The sequence below is a fragment of the Vibrio spartinae genome, assembly GCF_024347135.1.
Classification (GTDB): Bacteria; Pseudomonadota; Gammaproteobacteria; order Enterobacterales; family Vibrionaceae; genus Vibrio; species Vibrio spartinae.
In genome coordinates this window covers 2,963,232-2,988,632 of the sequence record NZ_AP024907.1, presented here as the reverse complement: position 1 = coordinate 2,988,632, position 25,401 = coordinate 2,963,232, and the positions used below count along the sequence as shown (strand labels likewise).

25 protein-coding genes are annotated in these 25,401 nt (G+C 45.0%); 22 read left to right on the top strand and 3 right to left on the bottom strand.

What is annotated here, in order from left to right:
* Positions 1-9: 9 nt before the first annotated feature.
* The 10 genes from proB to pgpA all read left to right on the top strand — a co-directional run bounded on the left by proB (position 10) and on the right by pgpA (position 8,651).
* Positions 10-1,149 carry a glutamate 5-kinase gene (proB, locus tag OCU60_RS13425; protein ID WP_074371707.1) on the top strand — a complete coding sequence of 380 codons (1,140 nt, stop codon included), beginning with the start codon at positions 10-12 and terminating at the stop codon, positions 1,147-1,149.
* A 14-nt stretch (positions 1,150-1,163) separates the two neighbouring features.
* Positions 1,164-2,414, top strand: coding sequence for a glutamate-5-semialdehyde dehydrogenase (locus OCU60_RS13420; RefSeq protein WP_074371706.1), 1,251 nt, complete (start codon positions 1,164-1,166; stop codon positions 2,412-2,414).
* A 111-nt stretch (positions 2,415-2,525) separates the two neighbouring features.
* Positions 2,526-2,975 (top strand): transcriptional regulator NrdR, encoded by a 450-nt coding sequence (gene nrdR, locus OCU60_RS13415; protein WP_059121427.1) that lies wholly within the window; start codon positions 2,526-2,528, stop codon positions 2,973-2,975.
* A gap of 12 nt (positions 2,976-2,987) precedes the next feature.
* Positions 2,988-4,109, top strand: a complete 1,122-nt coding sequence (gene ribD / locus OCU60_RS13410) for a bifunctional diaminohydroxyphosphoribosylaminopyrimidine deaminase/5-amino-6-(5-phosphoribosylamino)uracil reductase RibD (protein WP_074371705.1) — start codon at positions 2,988-2,990, stop codon at positions 4,107-4,109.
* A 10-nt stretch (positions 4,110-4,119) separates the two neighbouring features.
* Positions 4,120-4,779, top strand: a complete 660-nt coding sequence (locus tag OCU60_RS13405; RefSeq protein WP_074371704.1) for a riboflavin synthase — start codon at positions 4,120-4,122, stop codon at positions 4,777-4,779.
* An 81-nt stretch (positions 4,780-4,860) separates the two neighbouring features.
* Positions 4,861-5,970, top strand: a complete 1,110-nt coding sequence (ribBA, locus tag OCU60_RS13400) for a bifunctional 3,4-dihydroxy-2-butanone-4-phosphate synthase/GTP cyclohydrolase II (protein ID WP_074371703.1) — start codon at positions 4,861-4,863, stop codon at positions 5,968-5,970.
* 139 nt (positions 5,971-6,109) lie between these two features.
* A complete protein-coding gene (gene ribH, locus OCU60_RS13395) occupies positions 6,110-6,580 on the top strand; it encodes a 6,7-dimethyl-8-ribityllumazine synthase (RefSeq protein ID WP_074371702.1) in 471 nt (156 codons plus the stop codon).
* On the top strand, positions 6,580-7,047 hold the full coding sequence (gene nusB, locus OCU60_RS13390) for a transcription antitermination factor NusB (protein ID WP_074371701.1): 468 nt from the start codon (positions 6,580-6,582) through the stop codon (positions 7,045-7,047). The genes ribH and nusB overlap by 1 nt, the downstream gene beginning before the upstream one ends.
* A gap of 119 nt (positions 7,048-7,166) precedes the next feature.
* Complete coding sequence (gene thiL, locus OCU60_RS13385) at positions 7,167-8,144, top strand: thiamine-phosphate kinase (RefSeq protein ID WP_074371700.1); 978 nt, start codon at positions 7,167-7,169, stop codon at positions 8,142-8,144.
* Entirely contained in the window at positions 8,145-8,651 is a 507-nt protein-coding gene (gene pgpA / locus OCU60_RS13380; RefSeq protein ID WP_162493847.1) for a phosphatidylglycerophosphatase A, read from the top strand. It begins immediately after the preceding gene.
* A gap of 48 nt (positions 8,652-8,699) precedes the next feature.
* Here the strand turns inward: pgpA and OCU60_RS13375 are convergent, their stop codons facing one another.
* From OCU60_RS13375 to map, 3 genes are all read right to left on the bottom strand, one after another.
* Positions 8,700-9,083, bottom strand: a complete 384-nt coding sequence (locus OCU60_RS13375; protein ID WP_074371698.1) for a DUF3461 family protein — start codon at positions 9,081-9,083, stop codon at positions 8,700-8,702.
* Between the two features lie 140 nt (positions 9,084-9,223).
* Positions 9,224-11,848: a bifunctional uridylyltransferase/uridylyl-removing protein GlnD gene (gene glnD, locus OCU60_RS13370; protein WP_074371697.1), complete on the bottom strand. Its 2,625-nt coding sequence runs from the start codon at positions 11,846-11,848 to the stop codon at positions 9,224-9,226.
* Positions 11,849-12,060: 212 nt separating this feature from the next.
* Positions 12,061-12,903 carry a type I methionyl aminopeptidase gene (gene map, locus OCU60_RS13365; RefSeq protein ID WP_074371696.1) on the bottom strand — a complete coding sequence of 281 codons (843 nt, stop codon included), beginning with the start codon at positions 12,901-12,903 and terminating at the stop codon, positions 12,061-12,063.
* A gap of 362 nt (positions 12,904-13,265) precedes the next feature.
* Between map and rpsB the strand changes: the two genes are divergently transcribed.
* From rpsB to fabZ, 12 genes are all read left to right on the top strand, one after another.
* A complete protein-coding gene (gene rpsB, locus OCU60_RS13360; RefSeq protein ID WP_095533261.1) occupies positions 13,266-13,991 on the top strand; it encodes a 30S ribosomal protein S2 in 726 nt (241 codons plus the stop codon).
* 130 nt (positions 13,992-14,121) lie between these two features.
* Positions 14,122-14,964 carry a translation elongation factor Ts gene (tsf, locus tag OCU60_RS13355; protein WP_074371694.1) on the top strand — a complete coding sequence of 281 codons (843 nt, stop codon included), beginning with the start codon at positions 14,122-14,124 and terminating at the stop codon, positions 14,962-14,964.
* A gap of 162 nt (positions 14,965-15,126) precedes the next feature.
* The gene (gene pyrH, locus OCU60_RS13350) at positions 15,127-15,864 is read left to right on the top strand and encodes a UMP kinase (protein ID WP_074371693.1); all 738 of its coding nucleotides are present in this window, start codon (positions 15,127-15,129) and stop codon (positions 15,862-15,864) included.
* Positions 15,865-15,898: 34 nt separating this feature from the next.
* Positions 15,899-16,456: a ribosome recycling factor gene (frr, locus tag OCU60_RS13345; protein WP_074371692.1), complete on the top strand. Its 558-nt coding sequence runs from the start codon at positions 15,899-15,901 to the stop codon at positions 16,454-16,456.
* A gap of 91 nt (positions 16,457-16,547) precedes the next feature.
* A complete protein-coding gene (uppS, locus tag OCU60_RS13340; RefSeq protein WP_074371691.1) occupies positions 16,548-17,303 on the top strand; it encodes a polyprenyl diphosphate synthase in 756 nt (251 codons plus the stop codon).
* A gap of 11 nt (positions 17,304-17,314) precedes the next feature.
* Positions 17,315-18,157 (top strand): phosphatidate cytidylyltransferase, encoded by an 843-nt coding sequence (locus OCU60_RS13335; RefSeq protein ID WP_074371690.1) that lies wholly within the window; start codon positions 17,315-17,317, stop codon positions 18,155-18,157.
* A gap of 62 nt (positions 18,158-18,219) precedes the next feature.
* A complete protein-coding gene (gene ispC, locus OCU60_RS13330) occupies positions 18,220-19,428 on the top strand; it encodes a 1-deoxy-D-xylulose-5-phosphate reductoisomerase (protein WP_074371933.1) in 1,209 nt (402 codons plus the stop codon).
* A complete protein-coding gene (gene rseP, locus OCU60_RS13325; RefSeq protein ID WP_074371689.1) occupies positions 19,425-20,783 on the top strand; it encodes a sigma E protease regulator RseP in 1,359 nt (452 codons plus the stop codon). Before ispC ends, rseP begins: the two co-directional genes overlap by 4 nt.
* 51 nt (positions 20,784-20,834) lie before the next feature.
* On the top strand, positions 20,835-23,255 hold the full coding sequence (bamA, locus tag OCU60_RS13320) for an outer membrane protein assembly factor BamA (RefSeq protein ID WP_074371688.1): 2,421 nt from the start codon (positions 20,835-20,837) through the stop codon (positions 23,253-23,255).
* Positions 23,256-23,271: 16 nt separating this feature from the next.
* Positions 23,272-23,781 (top strand): OmpH family outer membrane protein, encoded by a 510-nt coding sequence (locus OCU60_RS13315; RefSeq protein WP_074371687.1) that lies wholly within the window; start codon positions 23,272-23,274, stop codon positions 23,779-23,781.
* Between the two features lie 7 nt (positions 23,782-23,788).
* A complete protein-coding gene (gene lpxD, locus OCU60_RS13310; RefSeq protein WP_074371932.1) occupies positions 23,789-24,820 on the top strand; it encodes a UDP-3-O-(3-hydroxymyristoyl)glucosamine N-acyltransferase in 1,032 nt (343 codons plus the stop codon).
* A gap of 149 nt (positions 24,821-24,969) precedes the next feature.
* A complete protein-coding gene (gene fabZ / locus OCU60_RS13305; protein ID WP_162493848.1) occupies positions 24,970-25,401 on the top strand; it encodes a 3-hydroxyacyl-ACP dehydratase FabZ in 432 nt (143 codons plus the stop codon).

The window sequence follows — 25,401 nt, the reverse complement described above, 5'->3', positions numbered from 1 at the left end:
GTATGATTGATGATGGCGATAGAACAACCTGAAAACGAACGACAATCAAAAACAATTATTATCAAGTTGGGAACCAGTGTGCTGACTGGCGGAACGTTAGCGCTTGACCGGGCACAAATGGTAGAGCTTGTCCGGCAGTGTGCTGCGCTGAAGCGTCAGGGACATGCAGTTGTCTTAGTCTCTTCGGGGGCGATAGCAGCCGGAAGGGAGCATCTTGACTATCCGGCTTTGCCGAATACGATCGCAAGTAAGCAATTGCTGGCAGCCGTCGGTCAAAGTCAACTCATCCAGACTTGGGAGTCTCTATTCTCAATTTACGATCTCAAAATCGGCCAGATGTTACTGACACGTGCTGATTTAGAAGATCGTGAACGTTTTTTAAATGCACGAGATACCGTGAATTCGTTAATCGCGCATGACATTATCCCGATAGTGAATGAAAACGATGCTGTGGCAACCGTTGAAATTAAAGTCGGCGATAATGACAATCTATCCGCGTTAGTCGGCATATTATGTGGTGCAGATAAGCTCCTGCTTTTAACCGATCAAGCCGGACTATTTACGGCTGACCCGCGAAAAAATCCAAACGCTGAGTTGATTCGGGAAGTCAAAAAAATTGATGATACGCTACGGAAAATTGCCGGGGGAAGCGGTACGACACTCGGAACCGGCGGTATGGCAACCAAGTTACAAGCCGCAGATATTGCGCGTCGGGCTGGTATTGAAGTGATTATTGCATCAGGGCGGGCGCCGAATGTGATTTCGGATTCATTGAGCGAACATCCTCAAGGTACGCGTTTCTTACCATTGGAAGAAGCGTTGGAGAATCGCAAACGTTGGATTCTGGCCGGGCCGGCAGCATCTGGCGAAATTATGATTGATGATGGTGCTGTGAACGCGGTTGTTTCTCAGGGAAGTAGTCTGCTGGCGAAAGGGATTATCAGCATTTATGGTGTGTTTTCCCGAGGCGATGTGGCAATTATTCTCAATCAGTCACGGCAGGTGATTGCCCGGGGAATTTCTTCATATTCCAGTCAGGATCTAGAGATTATTCAGGGAAAACATAGTAAAGAAATTAATGAACTGCTGGGGCATGATTATGGTTCCGAAGTCGTACATCGGGATGATATGGTCGTAATTCAGGAATAAAAAGGAAGTATAGCGTGGACCTAATATTGACGGGAAAAGCCGCGAAAGAAGCCGCTTTTCAATTATCAACAGCAACAACGGCACATAAAAACCGAGCTTTAACCATGATTGCCGATGCGCTTGAAGCAAACCGTGATGCCATTTTGGCAGCGAATGCACAGGATATTGAGCTGGGGCGCCAGTCGGGATTAAGTGACGCTTTGTTGGATCGGTTATTACTCAACACCGAGCGTTTAGCCGACATTGCCAGTGATGTCCGGAATGTGGTTGGTCTACAGGACCCTGTGGGTCAGGAAATGGATCGTCGCATTCTGGAAAATGGCATGTCTCTTTCTCGGCGTCGTGTGCCGTTGGGCGTTGTTGGCGTCATTTATGAAGCTCGTCCCAATGTGACGATCGATATTGCCGCGCTATGTTTGAAAACCGGTAATGCGAGTATATTGCGGGGCGGAAAAGAGACGTTCAACTCAAATATGGCACTGGTTAAAGTCATTCAATCATCATTGGAAAAAGCCGGATTACCGGCTGCATCGGTTCAATATATTGAGAATCCGGACCGAGCCTTGGTCAGCGAGCTCCTGAAGCTGGATCAATACGTCGATATGATTATTCCACGCGGTGGTGCCGGACTACACAAAATGTGTCAGGAAAATAGTACGATACCCGTGATTATTGGTGGATTTGGTATCAGCCATATGTTTATCGACGCTAGTGCTGACCTGAATCGGTCTCTGGATGTGATTGAAAATGCTAAAGTACAACGTCCATCTGCCTGTAATGCCTTAGATACATTATTGGTTCATCAGCAGATCGCCGCTGAGTTTTTACCCCAATTGGCGCAGCGTTTGAATGATAAGGTGACTTTTGTTGCCGATGCATCAGCACAGGCCGGTCTGACGGGCGCTGCATCTCTGAGGACGGCTCAGGATGGTGACTTTGATACCGAATGGCTAAGTTATACGCTGGGTGTAAAAGTTGTGGCGGATCTCGAGCAAGCGATTCAACATATGCGAGAGCATCATGCGAGTCACTCGGATGCGATTTTGACTAACAGACTCGATCATGCTGAACAATTTATTAATGCTGTCGATTCTGCGGCGGTGTATGTGAATGCTTCAACGCGATTTACTGACGGTGCTCAGTTTGGCTTAGGTGCTGAAGTCGCTGTTTCAACGCAGAAATTACATGCCCGGGGCCCCATGGGACTCGCAGAACTCACCAGTTATAAGTGGGTCGGCCGAGCCGATTATTTGTCCAGAAGTTGATATTTTTAGATGAATCAAATGGATTGTGTGAGAAGCGGGCATTTTTGCCCCTTTTTCTTTCCCTCCTGTTAGCAATTCCGTTAAACTCACTCTCATTGGAGTGGAGGTGTTATGCATTGTCCTTTTTGTTCGGAAAATGATACGAAAGTGATCGATTCGCGTTTGGTTGCCGATGGACACCAAGTGCGTCGTCGCCGACAGTGTCTGGCTTGTCATGAGCGGTTTACAACATTTGAAACCGCAGAGCTGGTGATGCCCAGAGTGATTAAGTCAAATGGTAACCGTGAACCATTTGATGAAGATAAAATGATCAATGGTATGCTGAGGGCGCTGGAAAAGCGGCCGGTCAGTGCTGATGCCATTGACCTATCCATCAGTACGATTAAGTCACGGCTGCGAGCGACGGGTGAGCGAGAAGTCCCTAGTGACTTGATTGGTAACTTAGTGATGGAACAGCTGAAAGAGCTTGATAAAGTCGCTTACATTCGTTTCGCCTCGGTTTACCGGAGTTTCGAAGATATTCGGGAATTTGGTGAAGAAATTGCCAGACTGGAAGACTAGAAGGCTGTATTGATGAGTGTTTTTAGCGCGTTTGACTATCAAATGATGTCAAAAGCGATCGCATTAGCAAAGCGAGGTGTTTACACCACAACGCCCAACCCTAATGTAGGCTGTGTGCTGGTGAAAGCCGGTCAGGTCGTCGGGGAAGGTTATCATGTGCAGGCTGGTGGCCCTCATGCGGAAGTTCACGCGTTGCGGCAGGCTGGCGCGCAAGCGAAAGGCGCAACCGCTTACGTGACACTGGAACCTTGTTCTCATTATGGTCGAACGCCCCCTTGTGCTGAAGGTTTGATTCAGGCTGGCGTAGTCAAAGTTATTTGTGCGATGCAAGATCCAAATCCGCAAGTGGCCGGCCGAGGAATTGCGATGCTGCAAGCCGCAGGCATTGAAGTCCTGACTGGATTACTGGAAGCAGATGCAAACGCACTCAATCCTACTTTCCTCAAACGAATGAAAACCGGGATGCCATGGGTTCAGCTGAAAATGGCTGCCAGCCTTGACGGGCAGACTGCTTTAGCAAACGGTGTCAGTCAATGGATCACTTCTTCGGAAGCCCGGGCTGATGTGCAAAAATTTCGGGCCAAAGCCAGTGCAATTTTGTCAACCAGCCAAACGGTGATTGCAGATGATGCGGCCCTGACAGTTCGGCATCACGCGCTCCCTGAATCGGTTGGTCAGCGGTATCCATTGGCTGAGATGCGTCAACCGGTACGAATCATTTTAGATCAGCACCACCGCTTACATGCCGGACTGAAACTGTATGATGGCGACGGGGCTGTATTGACTGTCGGGCAGGACGACGCGGATATTTGTGTTGCTGTTGACTCAACAGGAAAACTCGACCTCCGTGCTCTGCTATGCCAATTAGCTGACAAGCATCAAATCAATCATCTTTGGGTTGAAGCGGGGGCGACACTCTCGCAGGCATTGCTGTCACAGCAGTTAGTCGATGAAATTATTCTCTATCTGGCTCCCAAATTAATGGGCAGTGACGGAAGAGGATTGTTTGGTCGGTTTGGTTTTGAATCGATGCAAGATGTATTTCAGCTCGATATCGCTGATGTGGTTCGGGTTGGCCCCGACATTCGTATGACTGTGATACCGCAGTATCATTCCCCCAAAGTACAAATATAAGAGTAACATCATGTTTACTGGTATTGTTGAATCTATCGGGACTCTCACCGCGATTACCCCGAAAGGTGAAGATGTTTCCATTCAGGTCGAAGTCGGTTCTCTGGATATGTCAGACGTGAAATTGGGTGATAGCATTGCGACCAACGGTGTGTGTCTGACGGTTGTTGAGATGACGGAAAGAAGTTATACCGCTGATTTATCGTTGGAAACACTCAATAAATCGAGTTTTGCCCATGCCCAGGCGGGCGATCGAGTCAATCTGGAAAAAGCAATGTTACCGACGACTCGGTTTGGCGGACACATTGTCTCCGGTCATGTCGATGGGGTTGGTGAGATTATTGAGCGCGCTCAGGTCGGGCGAGCGATTGAATTTTGGATTGCTTTACCGGAAGAGATTTGCCGTTATGTGGCGGAAAAAGGTTCTATCACTGTGGATGGGATTAGTCTGACCGTCAATGCATTACGCCACAACGCTTTTAAACTGACGATTATTCCCCACACATCGTCAGAAACCACCATTCACTCATTTCGGGTCGGGCGACAAGTGAACCTTGAAGTCGATGTCATGGCTCGCTATTTGGAGCGCTTACTGAGTGCCGGAGATACTGATAAGCATGAACAGAGCGGTTCCATGACCTTGGAATTTTTGCAGCAGAATGGTTTTGCTTGAATGATAACAACTTGTTGCTTGCGGTTGCATTGAAGCATCATACAGAACAATAGACTAAATTCAGTACCGAGGATAAGAACGATGGCAATTAGCACCCCCCAAGAAATTATCGAAGATATTCGTCAGGGTAAAATAGTTATCCTGATGGACGATGAAGATCGTGAAAATGAAGGTGATATGATTATTGCCGCAGAGCATATTACACCAGAAGCGATTAATTTTATGGCAACGCATGGGCGGGGGCTGATTTGTCTGACGATGACTAAAGAGCGTTGTCAGCATTTGGGACTGGCGCCGATGGTTCAAGATAATAACGCCCAGTTTACCACCAATTTTACGGTTTCGATTGAAGCTGCTGAAGGCGTTACTACGGGGATTTCGGCCGGTGATCGTGCCCGGACTGTGCAGGCTGCGGTTGCGCCTGATGCAAAGGCTTCTGATCTTGTTCAACCGGGCCATATTTTCCCTCTTGCCGCGCAAGATGGTGGCGTATTGATTCGTGCCGGACATACTGAAGCCGGGTGTGACTTGGCAAGATTAGCCGGTTTTGAACCGGCTTCGGTAATTGTCGAGATTCTTAAAGAAGACGGTAGCATGGCAAGACGTCCCGATCTGGAAGTATTTGCCGAGAAGCACCAAATTAAGCTCGGGACGATTGCTGACCTCATTGAATACCGGAACAACACGGAAACAACCATTGAGCGTGTTGCAACTTGTCAGTTGCCAACTGCTTATGGTGAATTCGATTTAATCACTTATCGTGATGTCATCGATAATCAAGTTCATTATGCATTGGTCAAAGAGCAAGAGAGCCAGGATGCTCCTCTTGTCCGAGTTCACCTGATCAACACATTCACGGATGTCCTGCATAGTGATCGGAATACCGATCGGAGCTGGAGTATTGAAGATGCGATGAAACGTATTAGTGTTGAAGGTGGTGTGTTAGTTTTGCTCGGCAATGAAGAGTCTTCGGAACTGATTATTCATCGGGTCAAGATGTTTGAGTTACAGGATAAAGGTGAAGCGCCTGCGATGGCAAAAAAACAAGGGACATCCCGCCGTGTCGGTGTGGGTTCACAAATCCTTGCTGACTTGGGTGTCACTGATATGAAGTTGCTCTCCTCCGCGAATAAAAAATATCATGCATTGGGTGGGTTTGGACTGAATGTTGTTGAGTATATCAGTCAGTAAGTCATCTGAGAGGGAGGCGCTTGGATGAAAACAGGGAATCTGTTTCCTGACGTCTTCAGAAATACCATTAGAAATTAATCATGGAACTATGCTAGAATCCGCCGATTCTCGCTGATGAACAGAGTTTTAAGGAAAGTTTATGAAAGTGATTGAGGGAGGTCTCCCGGCACCTCACGCGAAAATTGCGATTGTCATTTCACGGTTTAATAGTTTTATTAATGAAAGTTTACTTTCCGGTGCAATTGACACGTTGAAACGTCACGGTCAGGTAAGTGATGAGAATATTACGGTTGTTCGTTGTCCGGGTGCCGTTGAACTGCCGCTTGTCGCACAGCGAGTTGCAAAAACCGGTCAGTTTGATGCGATCGTCTCTCTTGGGACCGTGATCCGAGGCGGAACACCGCACTTTGACTATGTTTGTAATGAGTGTAATAAAGGCTTAGCTCAGGTTTCTCTTGAGTATAGCTTACCTGTCGCTTTTGGTGTCTTAACTGTCGATACCATCGATCAAGCGATAGAACGCGCAGGGACCAAGGCTGGTAATAAAGGTGCAGAGGCTGCACTGAGCGCACTTGAAATGATTAATGTTCTTTCCGCAATTGATTCCTAATGGGGGCTCATGTGAAACCAGCCGCTCGTCGTAATGCACGCCAGTTTGCTTTACAGGCTATTTATTCTTGGCAAATTACCCGTGAGAATGTCTCAACGATTGAGGCTCAGTTTCTCTCTAGTGATAAATATGATGAAGAAGAGCATCACTCAACGGAGCCAGCACTTCGCGCGCCTGAAACCGATGTTGAGTATTTTCGCGATTTGCTCACCGGTGTCGTGCAGAACCATATTGAGCTAGATAGCAAAATTCGTCCCTATGCTTCTCGTCCGATGCAAGATCTGGATATGATGGAACTAGCTTTGCTTCGCTTGGCGATGTATGAGATGACGCGTCGTGGAGATGTGCCTTATAAAGTCGTAATCAATGAAGCCATTGAATTAGCAAAATCTTTTGCAGCAGAAGATAGCCATAAATTTGTCAATGGTGTGCTGGATAAAGCAGCGCCTCATGTTCGTAAGAAATAAGTGTTCTTAAGAAATAAGTGTTCGTAAGACGCAGAAAGCGATTAAAATAAGAAGGTCAGCGAGAAGCTGGCCTTTTTTATGTGCATGATATTATCATCTCTCCATATTCAGGAAAATTTATGACTGGTGAATTTGGTTTAATTGATCGTTTCTTTAAGCAACGACAAACACAGCGTAAAGATGTTCAGCTTGGTATTGGCGATGATTGCGCGATTGTCAAAGTACCCGAGCAAGTCCGGCTTGCGATCAGTACAGATACGATGGTCTCTGGGACCCATTTTCTTCCTGAGACTGATCCGGCTTGGATCGCACATAAAGCGCTGGTGTCTAATTTAAGTGATTTGGCCGCGATGGGAGCGACACCAGCATGGTGTACGCTGGCTTTGACGTTACCTGAAACGGATTCAGTGTGGTTGAGTCGGTTTTGTGATGCCTTTTTTGAGTTAGCAAGTTACTACAATATTCAACTGATTGGTGGTGATACCACCAGAGGGCCGCTGAGTATTACGCTGACAGTACATGGCTTCGTGCCAGAAGCGCAAGCCTTAACTCGCAATGGCGCAAAGGTCGGGGACTGGATTTATGTGACTGGAACGCTGGGAGATAGTAAAGCTGGGTTAGAACTGATTTTATCTGCGGAGCAAACACTTGATGATGTGAGCCGGGAGCTCGAAAAGCGTCACTACTTTGCGACCCCCAGAATTCTTGCCGGACAATCATTGTTAAAACAGGCTTCAGCCGCGATTGATATCTCTGATGGTTTGATTAGTGACATCCAACATATTCTGACGGGGTCAGGGGTGGGAGCCAGTATTGACGTAAGTCGCCTGCCTATTTCTGAAGCACTGCGACAGTATGTGGGCGGTGATATGGTTAAAGCACAACAGTATGCATTAACAAGTGGTGAAGAGTACGAACTCTGTTTTACCATTCCGGACGAAAACAAAGGTTCATTGGTAAGTGCGCTGTCTCACTGTAATACACCGTTAACTTGCATTGGACAAATTCGGTCTCAAGGACAGTGGGAATTACATCATGAAGGCAATCCCTTGTTGTGGGAGTTAGCCGGTTATGATCATTTTCAGCAGGAGAAGTAATTGATGAAACCCACAGAGCGCCTAAGTCTTGGCAATCCTTGGCATTTACTGGCGACAGGATTTGGCAGTGGTTTATCCCCGGTGATTCCCGGCACAATGGGAACGCTGGCCGCAATTCCATTTTATCTATTGTTGTCTCAGCTGCCATTTGGGATCTATGTGGCCATCACGCTCTTCGCGACGTTGATTGGCATAAAAATTTGTCAGCGGACTTCAGACGATATGGGTGTTCATGATCATGGTTCGATCGTCTGGGATGAATTTGTTGGTTTTTGGATCACCATGTTAGTCGTTCCCTATATGGTTCAGGGGAGTGGCGAGTGGTCATGGATCGCTCTCGGTTTTGTGTTATTTCGCTTTTTCGATATGGTTAAACCATGGCCGATTCGTTGGCTGGATCAGCATGTTGCTGGGGGATTCGGCATCATGATTGATGACGTGCTCGCCGGTGTGATGGCCGGGGTTGTGCTTGCTGGGATCGGTTTTGGTATCGGATGGTTTGGCTGAAATACGCTGGCGATGAAAAATAAGGTTCCCAAGCGGGAACCTTACACATCATTTTAATTTCATTAAATCATTTTCAATTTCGTGGATCTTACTGGTGACGACTTTTTCCAGATGGCGCAGATCACTGAGTATTTTTTCTTTCAGGTCTTGTTCGGAGAGTTGCTCTGGGGTTGTGATGTGGTTGAGTTCATCAATGACTAATGTGAGATTACGACTGATTTCGGTGACCTCTTTGTATTGTTGACTCCCCCCATCGACCAGTACATTTTTCACTTGTCTCGGGTATTTGAACTTCACACTTTTCGCAAACAGCTCTCCTTTTTGCTTAAGAAAATAAATCTTCAGCACATCTTTCAGGGCTTCCTGACGGACGGTGTAGCGTTCTATTTGGGTGGGATCATTGATTCCCAGATTGCTGAGGTGTGGGAACATAGGCTATCTCTCTGATGGCTAGTAATCATATCAATGTATCAGCCTATTCTCGGTTGAGGTAGCGCATGTTCCTATTTTGCCTTGAAAGTTGTGGTATAGATCGCTCTATTGATACTCGGTTTGAGTGGGGGTAACCCCACTTAGTGGGGCATAAGCACATCTACATTTTCGATTAAAACCTGCCTCAGATTTTCTTGTTCTTCAATGCTCAGCTTGCCATGTGTGGTACTGGTAATGATAAATAAGTCTTCAGCTCTTTCACCGATGGTCGTGATTTTGGCACCGTGAATATCAAATCCCAGTTCAGAAAATGTTGCACCGACCGTTGCCAGTAACCCCGGCATATCCAGTGCTACAAATTCAACGAGTGTGCGTTTTTTACTCTTGGTCGGCAGAAAATCAACCTGCGTTTTGACCGTGAAGTGTTTTAAGTTACTGGGGGTTCTGCGGGTTTTATGCAGGGCTGGCGTTCCTTGTCCGATAGCCCGGTGGATATGAGATGTCAGTGTTTGATGGCGCTCCGCATCAATGGTATCTCCATTTTGGTCCAGCACCATAAATGTATCGAGTGCGTAACCATCTTTACTGGTCATGATCTGAGCGTCATGAACATTCAGGCCTTTGCGGTCAAGTTCAGCGACAACTGTAGCAAACAGTGCATGTTGATCTTTGGTATAAACAAAAATTTCCGTGCCGCCACGGGTGGCTTTCTTACTGATTAAGATCAGCGGTTCATCTGGTGCTTGGTGGCGCAACATATGCGTACAGTGCCAAGCAATTTGTTTATGCGAATGGCGTAAGAAATAGTCTGCTTTGAAACGTTGCCATAACGAATCAATCTCTTGCAGACTAAAGCCTTCTTTTCTTAATAAAGCTGAAGAGAGTTGCTGGTTGTGTCGGATTCGCTCTCTGACATCTACCGGGTTCTCCAGACCTCTGCGAAGTGCCCGTTGGGTCGAATAAAACAGTTCCGCCAGTAAGGTTCTTTTCCAACTATTCCACAATTCCGGATTTGTTGCACAAATGTCCGCAACGGTCAGACAGACGAGAAACTCAAGATATTCTTCATCACGTACTGTTTTCGCAAACTCGATAATCACTTCCGGATCATAGATATCGCGTCGCTGTGCGGTTACCGACATCAGTAAATGATTTTGCACCAGCCATGATACCAATTTTGCCTCGGGCTTTGATAAACCATGCTCAATACAGAAATCATAGGCTTCTACCGCCCCAATTTCTGAATGGTCACCGCCACGTCCTTTACCGATATCATGGAAGATAGCCGCGATAATCAGTAGTTCTTTCTTTTGCAAGCGAGGGTAAATTTCACAGCAGATCGGATGATGTTCATGATTTTTGGGATCACTGAAAATCCGGATATGTTTGAGCAAACGAATACTGTGTTCATCGACAGTATAAACATGAAAGAGGTCGAACTGCATTTGTCCGACAATGTGACTCCATTGCGGCAGATACGCGGATAAGACGCCATGACGATGCATCAGACTGAAAGCTTTGGTCAGCGCATTCGGATGCCGGACCAATTCCATGAACTTCTCTCGGGCTGAAGGGAGCGTGTGTAAAAAATAACTGAGTCGGCGTCGGGCTGTTCTGAGTTGTCTCATGGTCGTCGGGGCAACGCCTTCAATCTGAGAATCGTTCGCAATGTGGATGAACATATCCAGAATCGTTTCCGGATATTGTTGGAAAAGTCCTTCGGTCCGAAGCTCGATCAGGTTGCCACGTTTTTGGAAATGGTCATTGATAATTGTCGGCAGGGAAGTATTGTCTTCATCCAGAATAGCCTGATCAAAGAGCTTGAGTAACATTTTATTGAGTTCAGCCACCCGTCTCAGTGTGCGGTAAAACTCTTTCATCATCATCTCAACAGCATGGTTGCCTTCTCCCTGAAAACCCAGATGTTCAGCAACTTGAGCCTGATGGGCAAACGTTAGGCGATTATCGTAGCGTTTGAGTTCTAGATGCAGCGCAAAACGTATCCGCCATAAAAACTCCTGACATTCAGCCAACTCCCGGTATTCGGCATCAGTGAGGAAACCGTGGCTACTCATTTCGAATAATGAGGTTGCCCCGAAATGTCGTCTGGCTATCCAACTGAGCGTGTGAATGTCTCTCAATCCACCGGGCGTTGATTTGATATCGGGTTCTAAATTATAAGTGGTATCGTGATAACGGGCGTGACGTGCTTTCTGTTCCTCAACTTTGGCTCGGTAGAACGTCTCTGTCGGCCAGAACGATTCTGACAGAATGATGAGTTTAAGTTGATGAAATATCTCTTCGCAACCGGCGAGCCTTCTGGCTTCCTGTAGGTTTGTTGCGACGGTTAAATCTTCACGGCCAATCAAACTGCACTCTGCAATGGTTCTGACGGCATGACCGACTTCAAGTTTTAAATCCCAGAGAAGTGTAATGAATTTGCTGATCTGTGTCTGAACCTGGGGCGGAAGCTTTTGTTTGGAAAGAATTAAAATATCGATATCTGACAACGGATGAAGTTCTTTTCTGCCATAACCACCGACCGCGATCAAGGTGAGTTCGTCGATCTGATGGAAATTGTAAGACTGCCATAAACGTTGCAGCAATTGATCCATATATTCTGCTCGGCCATAAACTAAATCCGGTACTAAGTGAGCATCCAGAAATTGCTGTTTTTGCTCATCAGCAAACATTTCCAGCTGATTTTTCAGCGAGGCGAGCGTCAGTTGTTTATCTTGTAGTGTAAGTGGGGATTGAACATGCATATTAGTAGCATCCATGCGACATACATCTTGTTTATGAATATGAATCTATCAAAGATATATTCAGAAGCCTACCTTTTCCCTTCGCGTCCAATTGGAAAAAACAGCCATGATGAAGCGAGTTTATAGCGTTTTGAGTGGTGAGTCGTATCTCTTCGCGGAAGAAAAGTGCCTGCAATATCCGAGGGCATCACGACATGCAGGCTGATTCTGATTTAGATATTGTGTAAATGACGGGAAATCGTTTCGTCTTTGCGTAAGGTGAGCACTTCACAACCCGTATCGGTGACGAGGAGTGTATGTTCCCACTGCGCTGAGTTTTTGCAATCTGCGGTATAGACTGTCCAATCGTCTTCTTCGTCCAGACGGCAGCTAAACTTACCCGCATTGATCATCGGCTCGATAGTAAATGTCATTCCCGGTTGCAGTACAGTTCTGTCACCGTTTTTATAGTGAACAACCTGTGGTTCCTCATGGAATCCGGCGCCGATACCGTGACCACAGTAATCTTTCACAATAGAAAACTTCATCCGTGGATTATTTTTATTGTTCGTTTTGATGTACTTTTCGATAGCAGTGCCGATTTCACCCAACTGGATGCCGGGTTTCACCACTTTCATTGCCAGATAAAGGCTTTCTTGTGCCACCATACACAAACGCTTATCTGCCGGAGAGACATCGCCAACCAAGAACATTCTGGAAGTGTCACCGTGGTATCCGTCTTTAATAACGGTGATATCAATGTTGATGATGTCACCATCTTTCAGCACTGCCGGACGTTTAATTTGACCGTACATACTATCTTCAGTTGCCGGAATACCATGACAGACAACGTGATTGATGGACGTACAAATGGATTTTGTGAAGCCATGATAATTGAGCGGTGCAGGAATGGCCTGTTGGGTTTCTGTGATGTACCGATGGCAGATTTGATCCAGTTCTTCTGTCGTTACACCGGGTTTGACATGAGGTTCAATCATTTCGAGTACATCTGCCGCAAGCTGGCCGGCAACACGCATCTTTTCTATTTCTTCTGCGGTTTTTATATTTACAGACATCGGTAATCTCTATTTTATTTGATAGGCACTGTATCGTGCTGATAGCTTATTTTAACAAGCGCTGGCAGGAGCGCAAGCTGGCAACATCGATGCAACATGATAAACCTGTACATCAAGCGGTGCACCCGTGGGGAATGATATTTTTTTCTAGCCAGTAAGCCGTAAAATATGATATAAAGCGCGCCGGAATGACAGAGTCGATTCCTATCTCACACAAGAGGTATGAGTCTATTTGCATTCTTTCCATTTACTTCTTTAAATCACACACATTCCGACACGTGTTCCGGGGTGCCTTTGTTGAAATAGTTCAAAGGTCGGATGCATGGGGGATGTGGAGGCCTAACCCCATAGAGGATGAAAATATGGCAACTGTATCAATGCGCGATATGCTGAAAGCTGGTGTTCACTTTGGTCACCAGACTCGTTACTGGAACCCAAAAATGAAGCCTTTCATTTTCGGTGCTCGTAGTCGTGTTCATATCATTAACCTAGAAAAAACTGTTCCAATGTTCAACGAAGCGCTGGCTGAGCTGGCAAAAATCGGTGAGAAAAAAGGAAAAGTTCTGTTTGTAGGGACAAAGCGCGCTGCATCTGAATCTGTAAAAGAAGCTGCATTAGCAAGCAACCAATACTATGTTAACAATCGCTGGTTAGGTGGTATGTTAACGAACTGGAAAACCGTTCGTCAGTCAATCAAGCGTCTGAAAGACCTTGAAGCGCAATCAACAGACGGTACTTTCGACAAACTCACTAAGAAAGAAGCTCTGATGCGTACTCGTGAAATGGAGAAGCTAGAGAAATCTCTTGGTGGTATCAAAAATATGGGTGGTTTACCAGACGCTCTGTTCATCATTGATGCTGATCATGAGCACATCGCAGTTAAAGAAGCGAACAATCTGGGTATCCCTGTATTCGCAGTCGTTGATACGAACTCTAATCCAGATGGTGTTGACTATATTATCCCAGGTAATGATGATGCAATCCGTGCAGTTCAACTTTATCTGAATGCTGCTGCTTCATCTATCAGCGAAGGCCGTAACAAAGACGTTGTTGCTCTTGCTGAAGATGGTTTTGTAGAAGCTGAATAATTGCGGCTCTGAGTCACACTTAGTCCGATGTGCAACATCTGTGACACATCGACTAGGTTATAGTTAACATTGGGGGCCGAAAACTGGCCCCTAATTTTTACCATATCCAGAATCAATCGAGGAATAGAGAATGGCTGTTACTGCTGCTCTAGTAAAAGAACTGCGCGAGCGTACTGGCGCAGGTATGATGGAATGTAAGAAAGCGCTTGTTGAAACAGACGGCGACGTTGAACTTGCAATCGAAAACATGCGTAAAAGTGGTGCTGCTAAAGCTGCTAAAAAAGCAGGTAATTTGGCGGCCGAAGGCACTATCATTATCAAAGAAGGTGAAGGCATTGCCGCTCTTCTTGAAGTGAACTGCCAAACTGACTTTGTTGCGAAAGATGAAAACTTTAGCGCATTTGCCCATGAAGTGGCTGCTGAAGCCCTCGCTTCTAAAGCATCTGTAGAAGAGCTACAGGCTAAATTTGAAGACACGCGTGTTGCACTGATTGCAAAAATCGGTGAGAACGTCACTATCCGTCGTGTTCAGTATATTGAAGGTTCAGCGATGGCGTCTTATCGTCATGGCGAAAAAATTGGTGTTGTTGTTGCTGGTGAAGGCGACACTGAAACACTCAAGCACATTGCAATGCACGTTGCTGCATCTAGCCCTGAGTATGTGACACCAGACGATGTACCTGCTGACGTTGTTGCAAAAGAGCGTGATGTTCAAGTCGAAATCGCGATGAATGAAGGTAAGCCAAAAGAAATTGCAGAGAAAATGGTTGCAGGCCGGATGAAGAAATTCACAGGCGAAATTTCTCTGACTGGTCAGGCTTTCGTGATGGAACCTAAGAAATCTGTCGGCGAAATTTTGAAAGAAAAAGGTGCTTCTGTTTCTGCGTTCGTCCGTCTTGAAGTCGGTGAAGGTATTGAAAAGAAAGAAAGCCTAAGTTTTGCTGAAGAAGTTGCACTGGCTCAGAAAGGTTAATTTCTGATTCGTGAAGCGATTAAAAGGACCGTGGCTATTGCTACGGTCTTTTCACGAATGAAACCATCATTAATTGTGATGAATATGTGTTTATAATTGTCTGCAAGCATCTATTCATGACCATTAATCGATGAATAACTTTCTTGAGAAGGTAAAGACACCATGACAACGAATCCGAAACCTGCATATCAACGTATTTTGTTAAAACTCAGTGGTGAAGCTCTGCAAGGCGAGCAAGGCTTTGGTATTGACCCGACCGTGCTTGATCGGATGGCTCAGGAAGTGAAAGAACTGGTTGAGTTAGGCGTTCAGGTCGGTGTTGTGATTGGTGGTGGCAACCTGTTTCGTGGCGAAGGACTTGCCAAAGCAGGGATGAATCGTGTTGTTGGTGACCATATGGGGATGCTGGCAACTGTCATGAACGGGCTGGCGATGCGTGACGCATTGCATCGAGCCTATGTCAATGCCCGAGTGATGTCTGCTATTCCACTGAATGGCGTGTGTGATGATTATAACTGGGCCAATGCGATCAGCCAGCTTCGTCAGGGGCGCGTGGTGATCTTTTCAGCAGGAACAGGTAATCCTTTCTTCACAACCGATTCTGCTGCATGTTTACGCGGTATTGAAATTGAAGCTGATGTTGTGCTCAAAGCCACAAAAGTTGATGGTGTTTATAGTGCGGATCCGGTAGCAAACCCTGATGCAGAGCTGTATGATAGGCTGACTTATAACGATGTCCTTGAAAAGGAACTACGGGTCATGGACTTGGCAGCCTTTACGCTTGCCAGAGATCATCAAATGCCAATCCGAGTCTTTAATATGAATAAACCTGGAGCTCTGCGTCGTATTGTGATGGGTGAAGCTGAAGGGACATTCATAAACAACAAGGCTTCATTGTAATCTTTATAGGTTGAGTAAGAATTAAGGTGATAATGTGATTAATGAAATCAAAAAAGACGCTCAAGAGAGAATGGACAAGAGTGTAGACGCGCTCAAAAATAACCTATCTAAAGTTCGTACCGGGCGAGCCCATCCCAGTTTGCTTTCTGGCATTTCCGTAGAATACTATGGCGCACCAACACCATTGAATCAGATTGCGAACGTCATTGCCGAAGACTCAAGAACACTTGCAATTACAGTTTTTGACAAAGAATTGGCACCCAAAGTAGAAAAAGCCATTATGATGTCGGACTTGGGATTAAACCCAATGTCTGCCGGTACTGTCATTCGCGTACCCCTGCCAGCGTTGACGGAAGAACGTCGTCGTGATTTGGTTAAAATTGTTCGCGGAGAAGCAGAAGGTGGACGGGTTGCGGTTCGTAATATTCGTCGTGATGCTAACACTGAGCTGAAAAATTTATTGAAAGATAAAGACATTTCAGAAGATGAAGAACATAAAGCCCAAGACGACATCCAAAAATTGACTGATGTTGCGGTGAAGAATATCGATGAAGTTCTTGCTGCAAAAGAAAAAGAGTTGATGGAAGTTTAATTGGTATTTCCATATATAATTGAGGCGCTGAGCAAAGCCATTACAGCGCCTTTTTGTTTGACATATTCTATTGAAAATCAATTCGTTTCTTATGCAAAAATCACAACTCTCGTCTGAAGCACTTCCTCAACATATTGCTATTATTATGGATGGTAATGGACGATGGGCCAAAGCGAGGGGAAAACCGAGAGTTTTTGGACATAAAAATGGTGTCAAAGCAGTAAGAAAAACGATAACGACATCTGCCCAACTTGGCATTCAGGCGGTCACTTTATTTGCTTTTAGTAGTGAAAATTGGCGACGTCCTGAAGATGAAATTGGGGTACTGATGGAGTTATTCATTACAGCTTTGTCTACAGAAGCAAAGAAACTTCACAAAAATAATCTTCGACTACGAGTCATTGGTGATACCTCTCGCTTTAATTCTCGCTTACAGGATAAAATTGCTCAGACAGAAATGTTGACGGCTCAGAACACCGGAATGGTCGTGAATATAGCAGCAAACTATGGTGGGCAGTGGGACATTACTCAAGCCGCAAGGCAAGTCGCTGAAAAAGTTGCGACAGGCGTTCTGACACCTGCCGACATTACTGAAAGTATTCTGGCTCAACATCTGACGATGTCCGATTTACCAAATGTTGATTTGTTAATTAGAACGAGTGGTGAATGTCGGATCAGTAATTTTATGTTGTGGCAGCTTGCTTATGCTGAGTTATATTTTACACCGACCTTCTGGCCAGATTTTAATGAAGAAAGCTTAATTGAAGCAATGACTTGGTTTGTTAATCGTGAACGACGTTTTGGGTGTACCGGTGAACAAATTAAAGCAATGATGGATAAGAGATAAAGGTTCAGGATTTGAAGCTGAGAATTATTACCGCCTTGGTGTTGGCTCCCCTAGTTATATTAGGGATTTTTAAATTACCGTTGGGTATTTTCATCGCTGTATTGGCTCTGTTAGCGCTGCTTGGTTTTTGGGAATGGACACAATTTATTAGTTTAGATGCTCGTCTTATTTCACTGTTGCCAGCCGTCTTAATCGGTGGCTTTAGTTGGTGGTGTTTGCCTGAAAATTTTTCGATGAACCATGCTCTTCCACTGCCTTACCAAGTTCTGTTATGGAGTGGTTTTCTGTGGTGGTTTGTTGCAAGCTATCTTGCGGTTTCTTATCCAAAATCCCGACCCCTTTGGGAGCATTCGAAAGGACTTAAACATCTATTTGGGCTACTCACACTCATTCCATTTTTCTGGAGTGTTTTACTGCTAAGAACGGAAGGAGTATCCGTTGATCCATATCACGGTGCAAAGCTGGTTCTTTTTGTCTGTATGATTGTTTGGGTGGCAGATAGTGCTGCTTATTTTTCTGGCCGATTTTTTGGAAAGCATAAAATGGCGCCAGAAGTTAGCCCGAATAAAACCATCGAAGGTTTGATCGGTGGTGTTGTGGCTGCATGTCTCGTTGCTTTTGGGTTGGTGGAATGGTTTGAATTGCACTTCTCGAGTACGAGCATGATGTTAGTGACGATTTTATTAACGGTTATTTTCTCTGTACTCGGTGACTTGGTCGAGAGTATGTTTAAGCGTGTCGCAGGAATTAAAGATAGTAGTCATATTATTCCCGGGCATGGTGGTATTTTAGACCGCATTGATAGTTTGACTGCCGCATTCCCTGTATTTGCATTCCTGTACTTTCAGGTGTAGCAGGTCGCTGGTGCAGTTCGGGTTTTGCAATGATGTCCCAAAAGAGTGATACGATTTCTTTTATGCGTAAATTAACCATTTTAGGAGCAACAGGCTCCATTGGTGCCAGTACACTTCGGGTCATGGAAGAAAATCCCGAAGGATTCTCTGTCGTTGCTTTAGTTGCCGGCAGTGATGTTGAGAAAATGTACCAACTGTGCTGTCGCTGGCAACCGCAATATGCTGTGATGGCATCAGAGCAGGCCGCTCATCAACTACGATTACGTTTACAGACAGACGCTGTGAAAACGGAGGTCTTGTCCGGTATACAGGCAATGTGTGATGTCGCGGCACTCAATGAGGTCGATACAGTGATGTCTGCGATTGTTGGTGCTGCCGGATTGCTACCGACAATGTCTGCGATTAAAGCCGGAAAGCGGGTGTTACTGGCAAATAAAGAAGCCTTAGTGATGTCCGGTCAGTTATTTATCAATGCTGTTGAAGAGTTCGGTGCTCAGTTACTTCCCGTTGACAGTGAGCATAATGCCATTTTTCAATCACTCCCACCGAGTTGCCAACAAGTTTTAGGCCGGTGCAATCTGGCCGAGAGTGGCATCTCTCATCTCTTGTTAACCGGTTCTGGCGGGCCGTTTCGTTATACGCCGGTTCATACACTTTCTGATGTTACACCAGAGCAGGCCATCGCTCATCCTAATTGGTCTATGGGGCCGAAGATTTCTGTTGATTCAGCCACCATGATGAATAAAGGGCTTGAGTATATTGAAGCGAAATGGTTATTTAATACTTCGCGCGATCAACTTAAGGTCCTGATTCATCCTCAGTCTGTGATTCATTCTATGGTTCAGTATCGTGATGGCAGTGTGATTGCTCAGATGGGAGAACCAAACATGGCAACACCGATCGCTCATGTGATGGGTTATCCTGAACAGCGGCTTTCGTCGGGCGTAGCACCACTTGATTTTTCTCAGTTGAGTGAGCTGACATTTATGCAGGCTGATATGGCGCGCTATCCTTGTTTACAGTTGGCGATTGATGCTTGTTACGAGGGGCAACACGCGACAACATCACTGAATGCCGCGAATGAAATTGCGGTTGATGCATTTTTAAATCGTGGGATTCGTTTTACAGATATTGCCGTGATTAATGAGCGCGTTTTGTCAAAGGTGTGTGCAACAAGCGCTGCCTCTGTCATGGATTTGGAATCTTTACTGGCGCTCGATAAGAGCGCGCGACAGTCGGCACAGCAATTAGTTAAAGAGTATTCGTTATGAACAGTATTCTGTGGAACCTCATTTCATTCATTCTGGCATTGGGAATATTGGTTGCCGTACATGAATTTGGTCATTTCTGGGTTGCACGGCGTTGCGGTGTCAAGGTCGAGAAATTTTCAATCGGTTTTGGGCGTTCTCTTTGGCGTCGTATCGCCAAAGATGGAACTGAATATAGCATCTCAGTGATCCCGTTAGGGGGATATGTGAAGATGCTCGATAGTCGGGTTGCTGATGTTCCGGAACACTTGCAACATCTGGCTTTTGACCAGAAAAATTTATGGAGACGGACCGCAATTGTTGCCGCTGGCCCAGTCTTCAATTTTCTGTTCGCTGTTTTCGCCTATTGGGCCGTTTATTGTATTGGTATTCCTGCGGTAAAACCGGTCATTGGCGAAGTCGCGCCCACATCGATTGTCGCGGATGCCGGATTACGTTCCGGTATGGAAATTCAGTCGGTATCTGGGGTTAAAACCGGGAACTGGGAATCGGTCAATATGGCACTCATTTCTCATATTGGTGATGCGCAAATGACACTCACAGTCCGCGAACCTGATGCCATTGGCCACCAAGAAATTTTGCATCTTGATCTGTCAACATGGAACTTTGATCCAGAAAAAGAGTCTCCAATGAAGGCTCTTGGTTTTAAGCCGTATTCACCGAAGGTTTCAACGGTTTTGGAACAGGTGATTGACGAAGGTGCAGGGGCTGTCGCCGGATTAACAAAAGGTGATAAGATTGTCGCTATCGACGGTAAAGACGTGTCTTCGTGGCAACAGTTGGTTCAGTCGGTACAAAACAGTCCGAATAAAACTTTGGAACTGTCGGTGTTAAGAGATGGACAACATCTTGATATCACAATGATTCCGAACGCTAAAACATTATCGGATGGGCGAACCATCGGTTTTGCAGGAATCTCTCCAACAGTGGATGAGTGGCCAGCAAATTATCGTTATAATTTACAATACGGTGTTTTTGAGGCACTTCCGAAGGCCGTTGAAAAAACGGGACAAGTGATTAATCTGACCCTCAGTATGTTGAAAAAACTGTTGGTTGGTGATGTCGGGCTGAATAATTTAAGCGGGCCGATTTCCATCGCGAAAGGTGCAGGAACAACAGCAGAATATGGATTGGTTTATTTCTTAGGATTTTTGGCACTTATTAGCATTAATCTGGGAATCATCAATTTAGTGCCACTTCCGATGTTGGATGGCGGACATCTGATGTTTTTTGCAATTGAGGCGATTACCAGACATCCTGTTCCGGAAAAGGTACAAGAGATTGGGTACCGAATCGGTGGCGCAATTATTTTTTCACTCATGGCAATCGCCATGTTTAATGATTTTACACGCCTGTGATGAATCTGCATTGATTAGGCATGGTTGTACAAAGGAATAATTAGAATAACGATGGCGATAAAAAAGCTTATCCTGACAACAGCGCTTGTCAGCAGTATGTCTGTTTACGGTGCCGAGCGGTTTGTTGTTCAGGACATTCAAGTTGATGGATTGCAACGTGTCACGCTTGGCGCTGCATTATTGAAAATGCCTATTCGTGTCGGAGACACGGTGGGCTCTCAGGACATTGCCGATTTAATCAAGGCACTCTATTCATCCGGTAACTTCGAAAATATTCAAGTTTTTCGGGATAATGGTACGTTAGTCGTTCAAGTGAAAGAGCGGCCAACGATTTCCAGTGTCTCTTTCTCCGGTAACAAAGCAATTAAAGATGAACAGTTGACCGAGAACCTCAAAGCTTCGGGTGTGCGGGTTGGCGAAGCGCTTGATCGTACTGCGCTGAGTAACATCGAAAAAGGTCTGGAAGATTTCTATTACAGTGTCGGGAAATATAATGCCACCGTAAAGGCGGTTGTTACACCGTTGCCGCGTAACCGGGCCGACCTCAAATTTGTGTTTACCGAAGGTGTTTCTGCCAAGATTCAACAGATTAATTTTATTGGTAATCATGTGTTTAGTGATGAAGAGTTACTGGCACGTTTTGATCTGAATGCTGATGTTTCATGGTGGAACTTCTTATCCTCAGATAAATATCAAAAGCAAATCCTTGCTGGTGATTTGGAAAAACTCAAGTCATTTTATCTTGATCGCGGATATCTGAAATTTCAGGTTGATTCGACTCAAGTCTCAATTTCTCCTGATAAGAAGGGTGTTTATATTACCCTGAACTTAGATGAAGGCCGGCCTTATACTGTGAAAAAGGTGACCTTCAGAGGTGATCTCATCGGTAAAGAAAAAGAGTTCGAGACACTGGTACCTTTTGAAAAAGGGGATGTCTACAAAGGCTCTTCTGTGACAGCAATGGAAAGCAGCATCAAGAAAATCCTTGGTGAATCCGGCTATGCTTATCCGACAGTTCGAACCATCCCTGAGTTTGATGACGACAAGCAAGAAGTTTCTCTCGTGGTTCAAGTATCTCCCGGAAAGCGGATTTACGTGCGGGATATTCGCTTTGTCGGTAATACAGTCACTAAAGATGAAGTGCTTCGCCGTGAAATGCGTCAGATGGAAGGCAGTTGGTTGAATTCTAAATCGATTGATGCCGGTAAAACTCGTCTGAATCGTCTGGGATTTTTTGAAACGGTTGATGTACAGACCGTTCGGGTGCCTGGCAGTGATGATCAGGTTGATCTGGTCTATAACGTCAAAGAAGCCAATTCAGGTAGTGTCAATTTTGGTATCGGTTATGGTACCGAATCTGGAATGAGTTTTCAGGTAGGATTACAACAAGACAACTTCTTGGGAACCGGAAACAGCGTTGGCATTACGACGACGATTAATGATTATCAGAAAAATGTCACTTTGAGCTATAACGATCCTTATTGGAATTTGGATGGTATTAGCTTAGGAGGCAAGATCTTCTATAATGAATTTGAAGCGTCGGAAGCTGGGATTGTTGATTATACCAATGAGAGTTATGGCACCAATCTAACGTGGGGATTCCCTTACGATGAACTCAACCGTTTTGCGTTTGGTATCGGGTATACACATAACATGATTGGCAATCTGTCTCCTTATTTACAGATTGAAAAATTCTTGATGTCTCAGGGAATCGATGCCAATACAGGTTCAACAGTTAATTTTGTGACTGACGATTTTGATCTCGATTTTACTTGGACACGCAACAACCTTGATAAAGGTTATTTCCCGACGGAGGGAAATTATCAACGTGCTTCTTATAAGATCACGGTTCCAGGGTCTGATACTCAGTATTTCAAAGTTCAATATAACGTCAGACAATATTTCCCATTGACGAAACAACACGATTTTACCTTGCTGCTCAGAGGAAGATTGGGTTACGGAAATGGTTATGGGAAAAATGGTGATAATGATAACCTTTACCCATTTTATGAGAACTTTTATGCAGGTGGGTTCTCCACTTTACGAGGATTCAGTTCAAACTCGGCAGGTCCAAGAGCTGTATTTAAAAGCTTTGCAGATAGCAACAATGGTACATTAACCGCGACTAACAAGTCGGCTGGCGGTAATGCAATGATGCAAGCCAGTGCCGAGTTGATTGTGCCGACGCCGTTTGTGTCAGAGGAGGCTCAGAATCAGGTACGGACCAGCGTCTTCTATGATATGGCGAGTGTTTGGGATACTGAATTTAATTATCATGATCGTGGTTCAGATTATGGTAACACATACTATTATGATTATTCTGATCCGACGAAGTACCGTTCGTCGTATGGAGCTGCATTGCAGTGGATGTCTCCAATGGGGCCACTTGTGTTTGCAATTGCTAAGCCGATTAAGAAATATGAGGGAGATGATGAAGAATTCTTCTCCTTCACGATAGGTAAAACTTTCTAAAATGAGGATATTAATTGTGAGGAATCATATCAAAGCGATCAGTGTTGGTTTAGCTGTTTTGAGCATGTCATGTTTTAGTCTGGCAGCCGATGCTGCGCAGAAAATTGGCTATATCAACACTGCTAAAGTGTTCCAACAGCTTCCTCAAAGAGAGGTTGTTCTGCAAAAAATGAAGCAGGAGTTTCAGGATAAAGCCGCTGAGCTACAAAGTATTCGGACTGAAGCAAAAAAGAAAGTTGAAAAACTGAAAAGAGACAGTTCATTAATGAGTGAAAGTGACATCGAGAAGCTTCGCATCGAAATTGGACAGCTTGATAGTAAGTTTAAAATTAAGTCGCAGGCATTAGAAAAAGCCTCTTCTAAAAGAGAATCTGAAGAAAAGGGTAAACTACTGAAAGTCATTCATGACGCGGTAGAAAAAATTGCCAAGAAAGAAGGTTTTGATATGGTCATTGATACTCAGGTTATGCAATATGGCAAACCTGAATATGACCTATCAGACAAGGTTATTAAAGCGTTGAAATAATTATATGATGGTAAAACTGACATTAGCCGAGCTGGCAGATATCACCGATGGTGAAATAATTGGCGACCCAACCGTTACGGTTGGGGCTGTCGCACCGATGAATACCGCAAAAGAGGGTGATATCACTTTCTTATCAAATCCGAAATATGCGCAGCATTTAGGTAGCTGTCAGGCATCGGTAATAATGGTCAAAGCTTCACATCAGTCGCTATGCCCAAAGAATGTATTGGTCGTGGATGATCCCTATGTTGCTTTTGCAAAAGTGGCTCAAGCTTTGGATACGACACCGCCACCTGCATCAGGTATTGCCTCATCTGCGGTCATTGCTGAAGATGCTGTTCTGGGAAGTCATGTTTCGATTGGCGCCAATTCTGTCATCGAATCTGGCGTCGTTTTAGGTGATAATGTTGTTATTGGTGCTGGTTGTTTTATTGGTCAGCATGCTGAGATTGGTGATAATACCCGTCTGTGGGCGAATGTTAGTATTTATCATCGGGTGGTGATTGGCTCTGATTGTCTGATTCAATCGGGTTCCGTTATCGGTTCTGATGGTTTTGGTTATGCCAACGAAAAAGGGGAATGGATTAAAATTCCTCAGTTGGGAACAGTCAGAATCGGTGATCGTGTTGAGATCGGTGCGTCCACGACAGTTGATCGGGGAACTCTCGATGATACGGTCATTGAAGGGAATGTTATCCTTGATAATCAGATGCAGATCGCACATAACGTGCACATCGGATATGGTACGGCAATGGCTGGTGGTACGATTATTGCCGGAAGTACAAAGATAGGAAAATATTGTGTCGTTGGTGGTGCTTCAGTTATCAATGGACATATTGATATTGCAGACGGTGTTACTATTACCGGGATGGCGATGGTCATGCGGAGTCTGTCTGAGAAAGGTGTATATTCTTCAGGGATTCCTATTCAACCGAATAAAGAGTGGCGTAAGACGACAGCCCGGCTCCTTCGGATTGAAGATATGCATAGACGGTTGAAAGCCGTTGAACAACATTTGGAGCAACAAGTGGAATCTTAATTCTGCGATGTATCCTGAGCCGGATTTGATTGAACGGGGAAGGATATAGAGAAAGGCTCGCATCGTGTGAGCCTTTTTTGTTGGCAATACCCATATTGGTTTTTATTGATTTATATAGGAATATGACTTTGACTACTGAAAATAAAACGATGGATATCACTGAGATTCAGACACTCCTTCCACATCGTTACCCATTCTTGCTGATTGATCGCGTGATGGATTATGAGGAAGGGAAATATTTAGTTGGCTTGAAAAATGTTTCATTCAATGAGCCTCAGTTCACCGGACATTTTCCTCAATTTCCGGTGTTTCCGGGAGTCATGATTCTTGAAGCGATGGCTCAGGCGACCGGCTTACTTGCATTTAAAACTTTTGGTGCGCCTAAAGAGAATGAGCTTTATTATTTTGCTAGTATTGACAATGCGAAGTTTCGCAAACCGGTCTCTCCGGGAGATCAATTAATCGTTGAAGTGGAATTCCTGAAAGATCGTCGGGGAATCGCACTATTCACCGGAGTGGCAAAAGTTGATGGTGAAGTCGTTTGTTCGGCAACGCTAAAATGTGCTCGTAGAGAGTTTTAG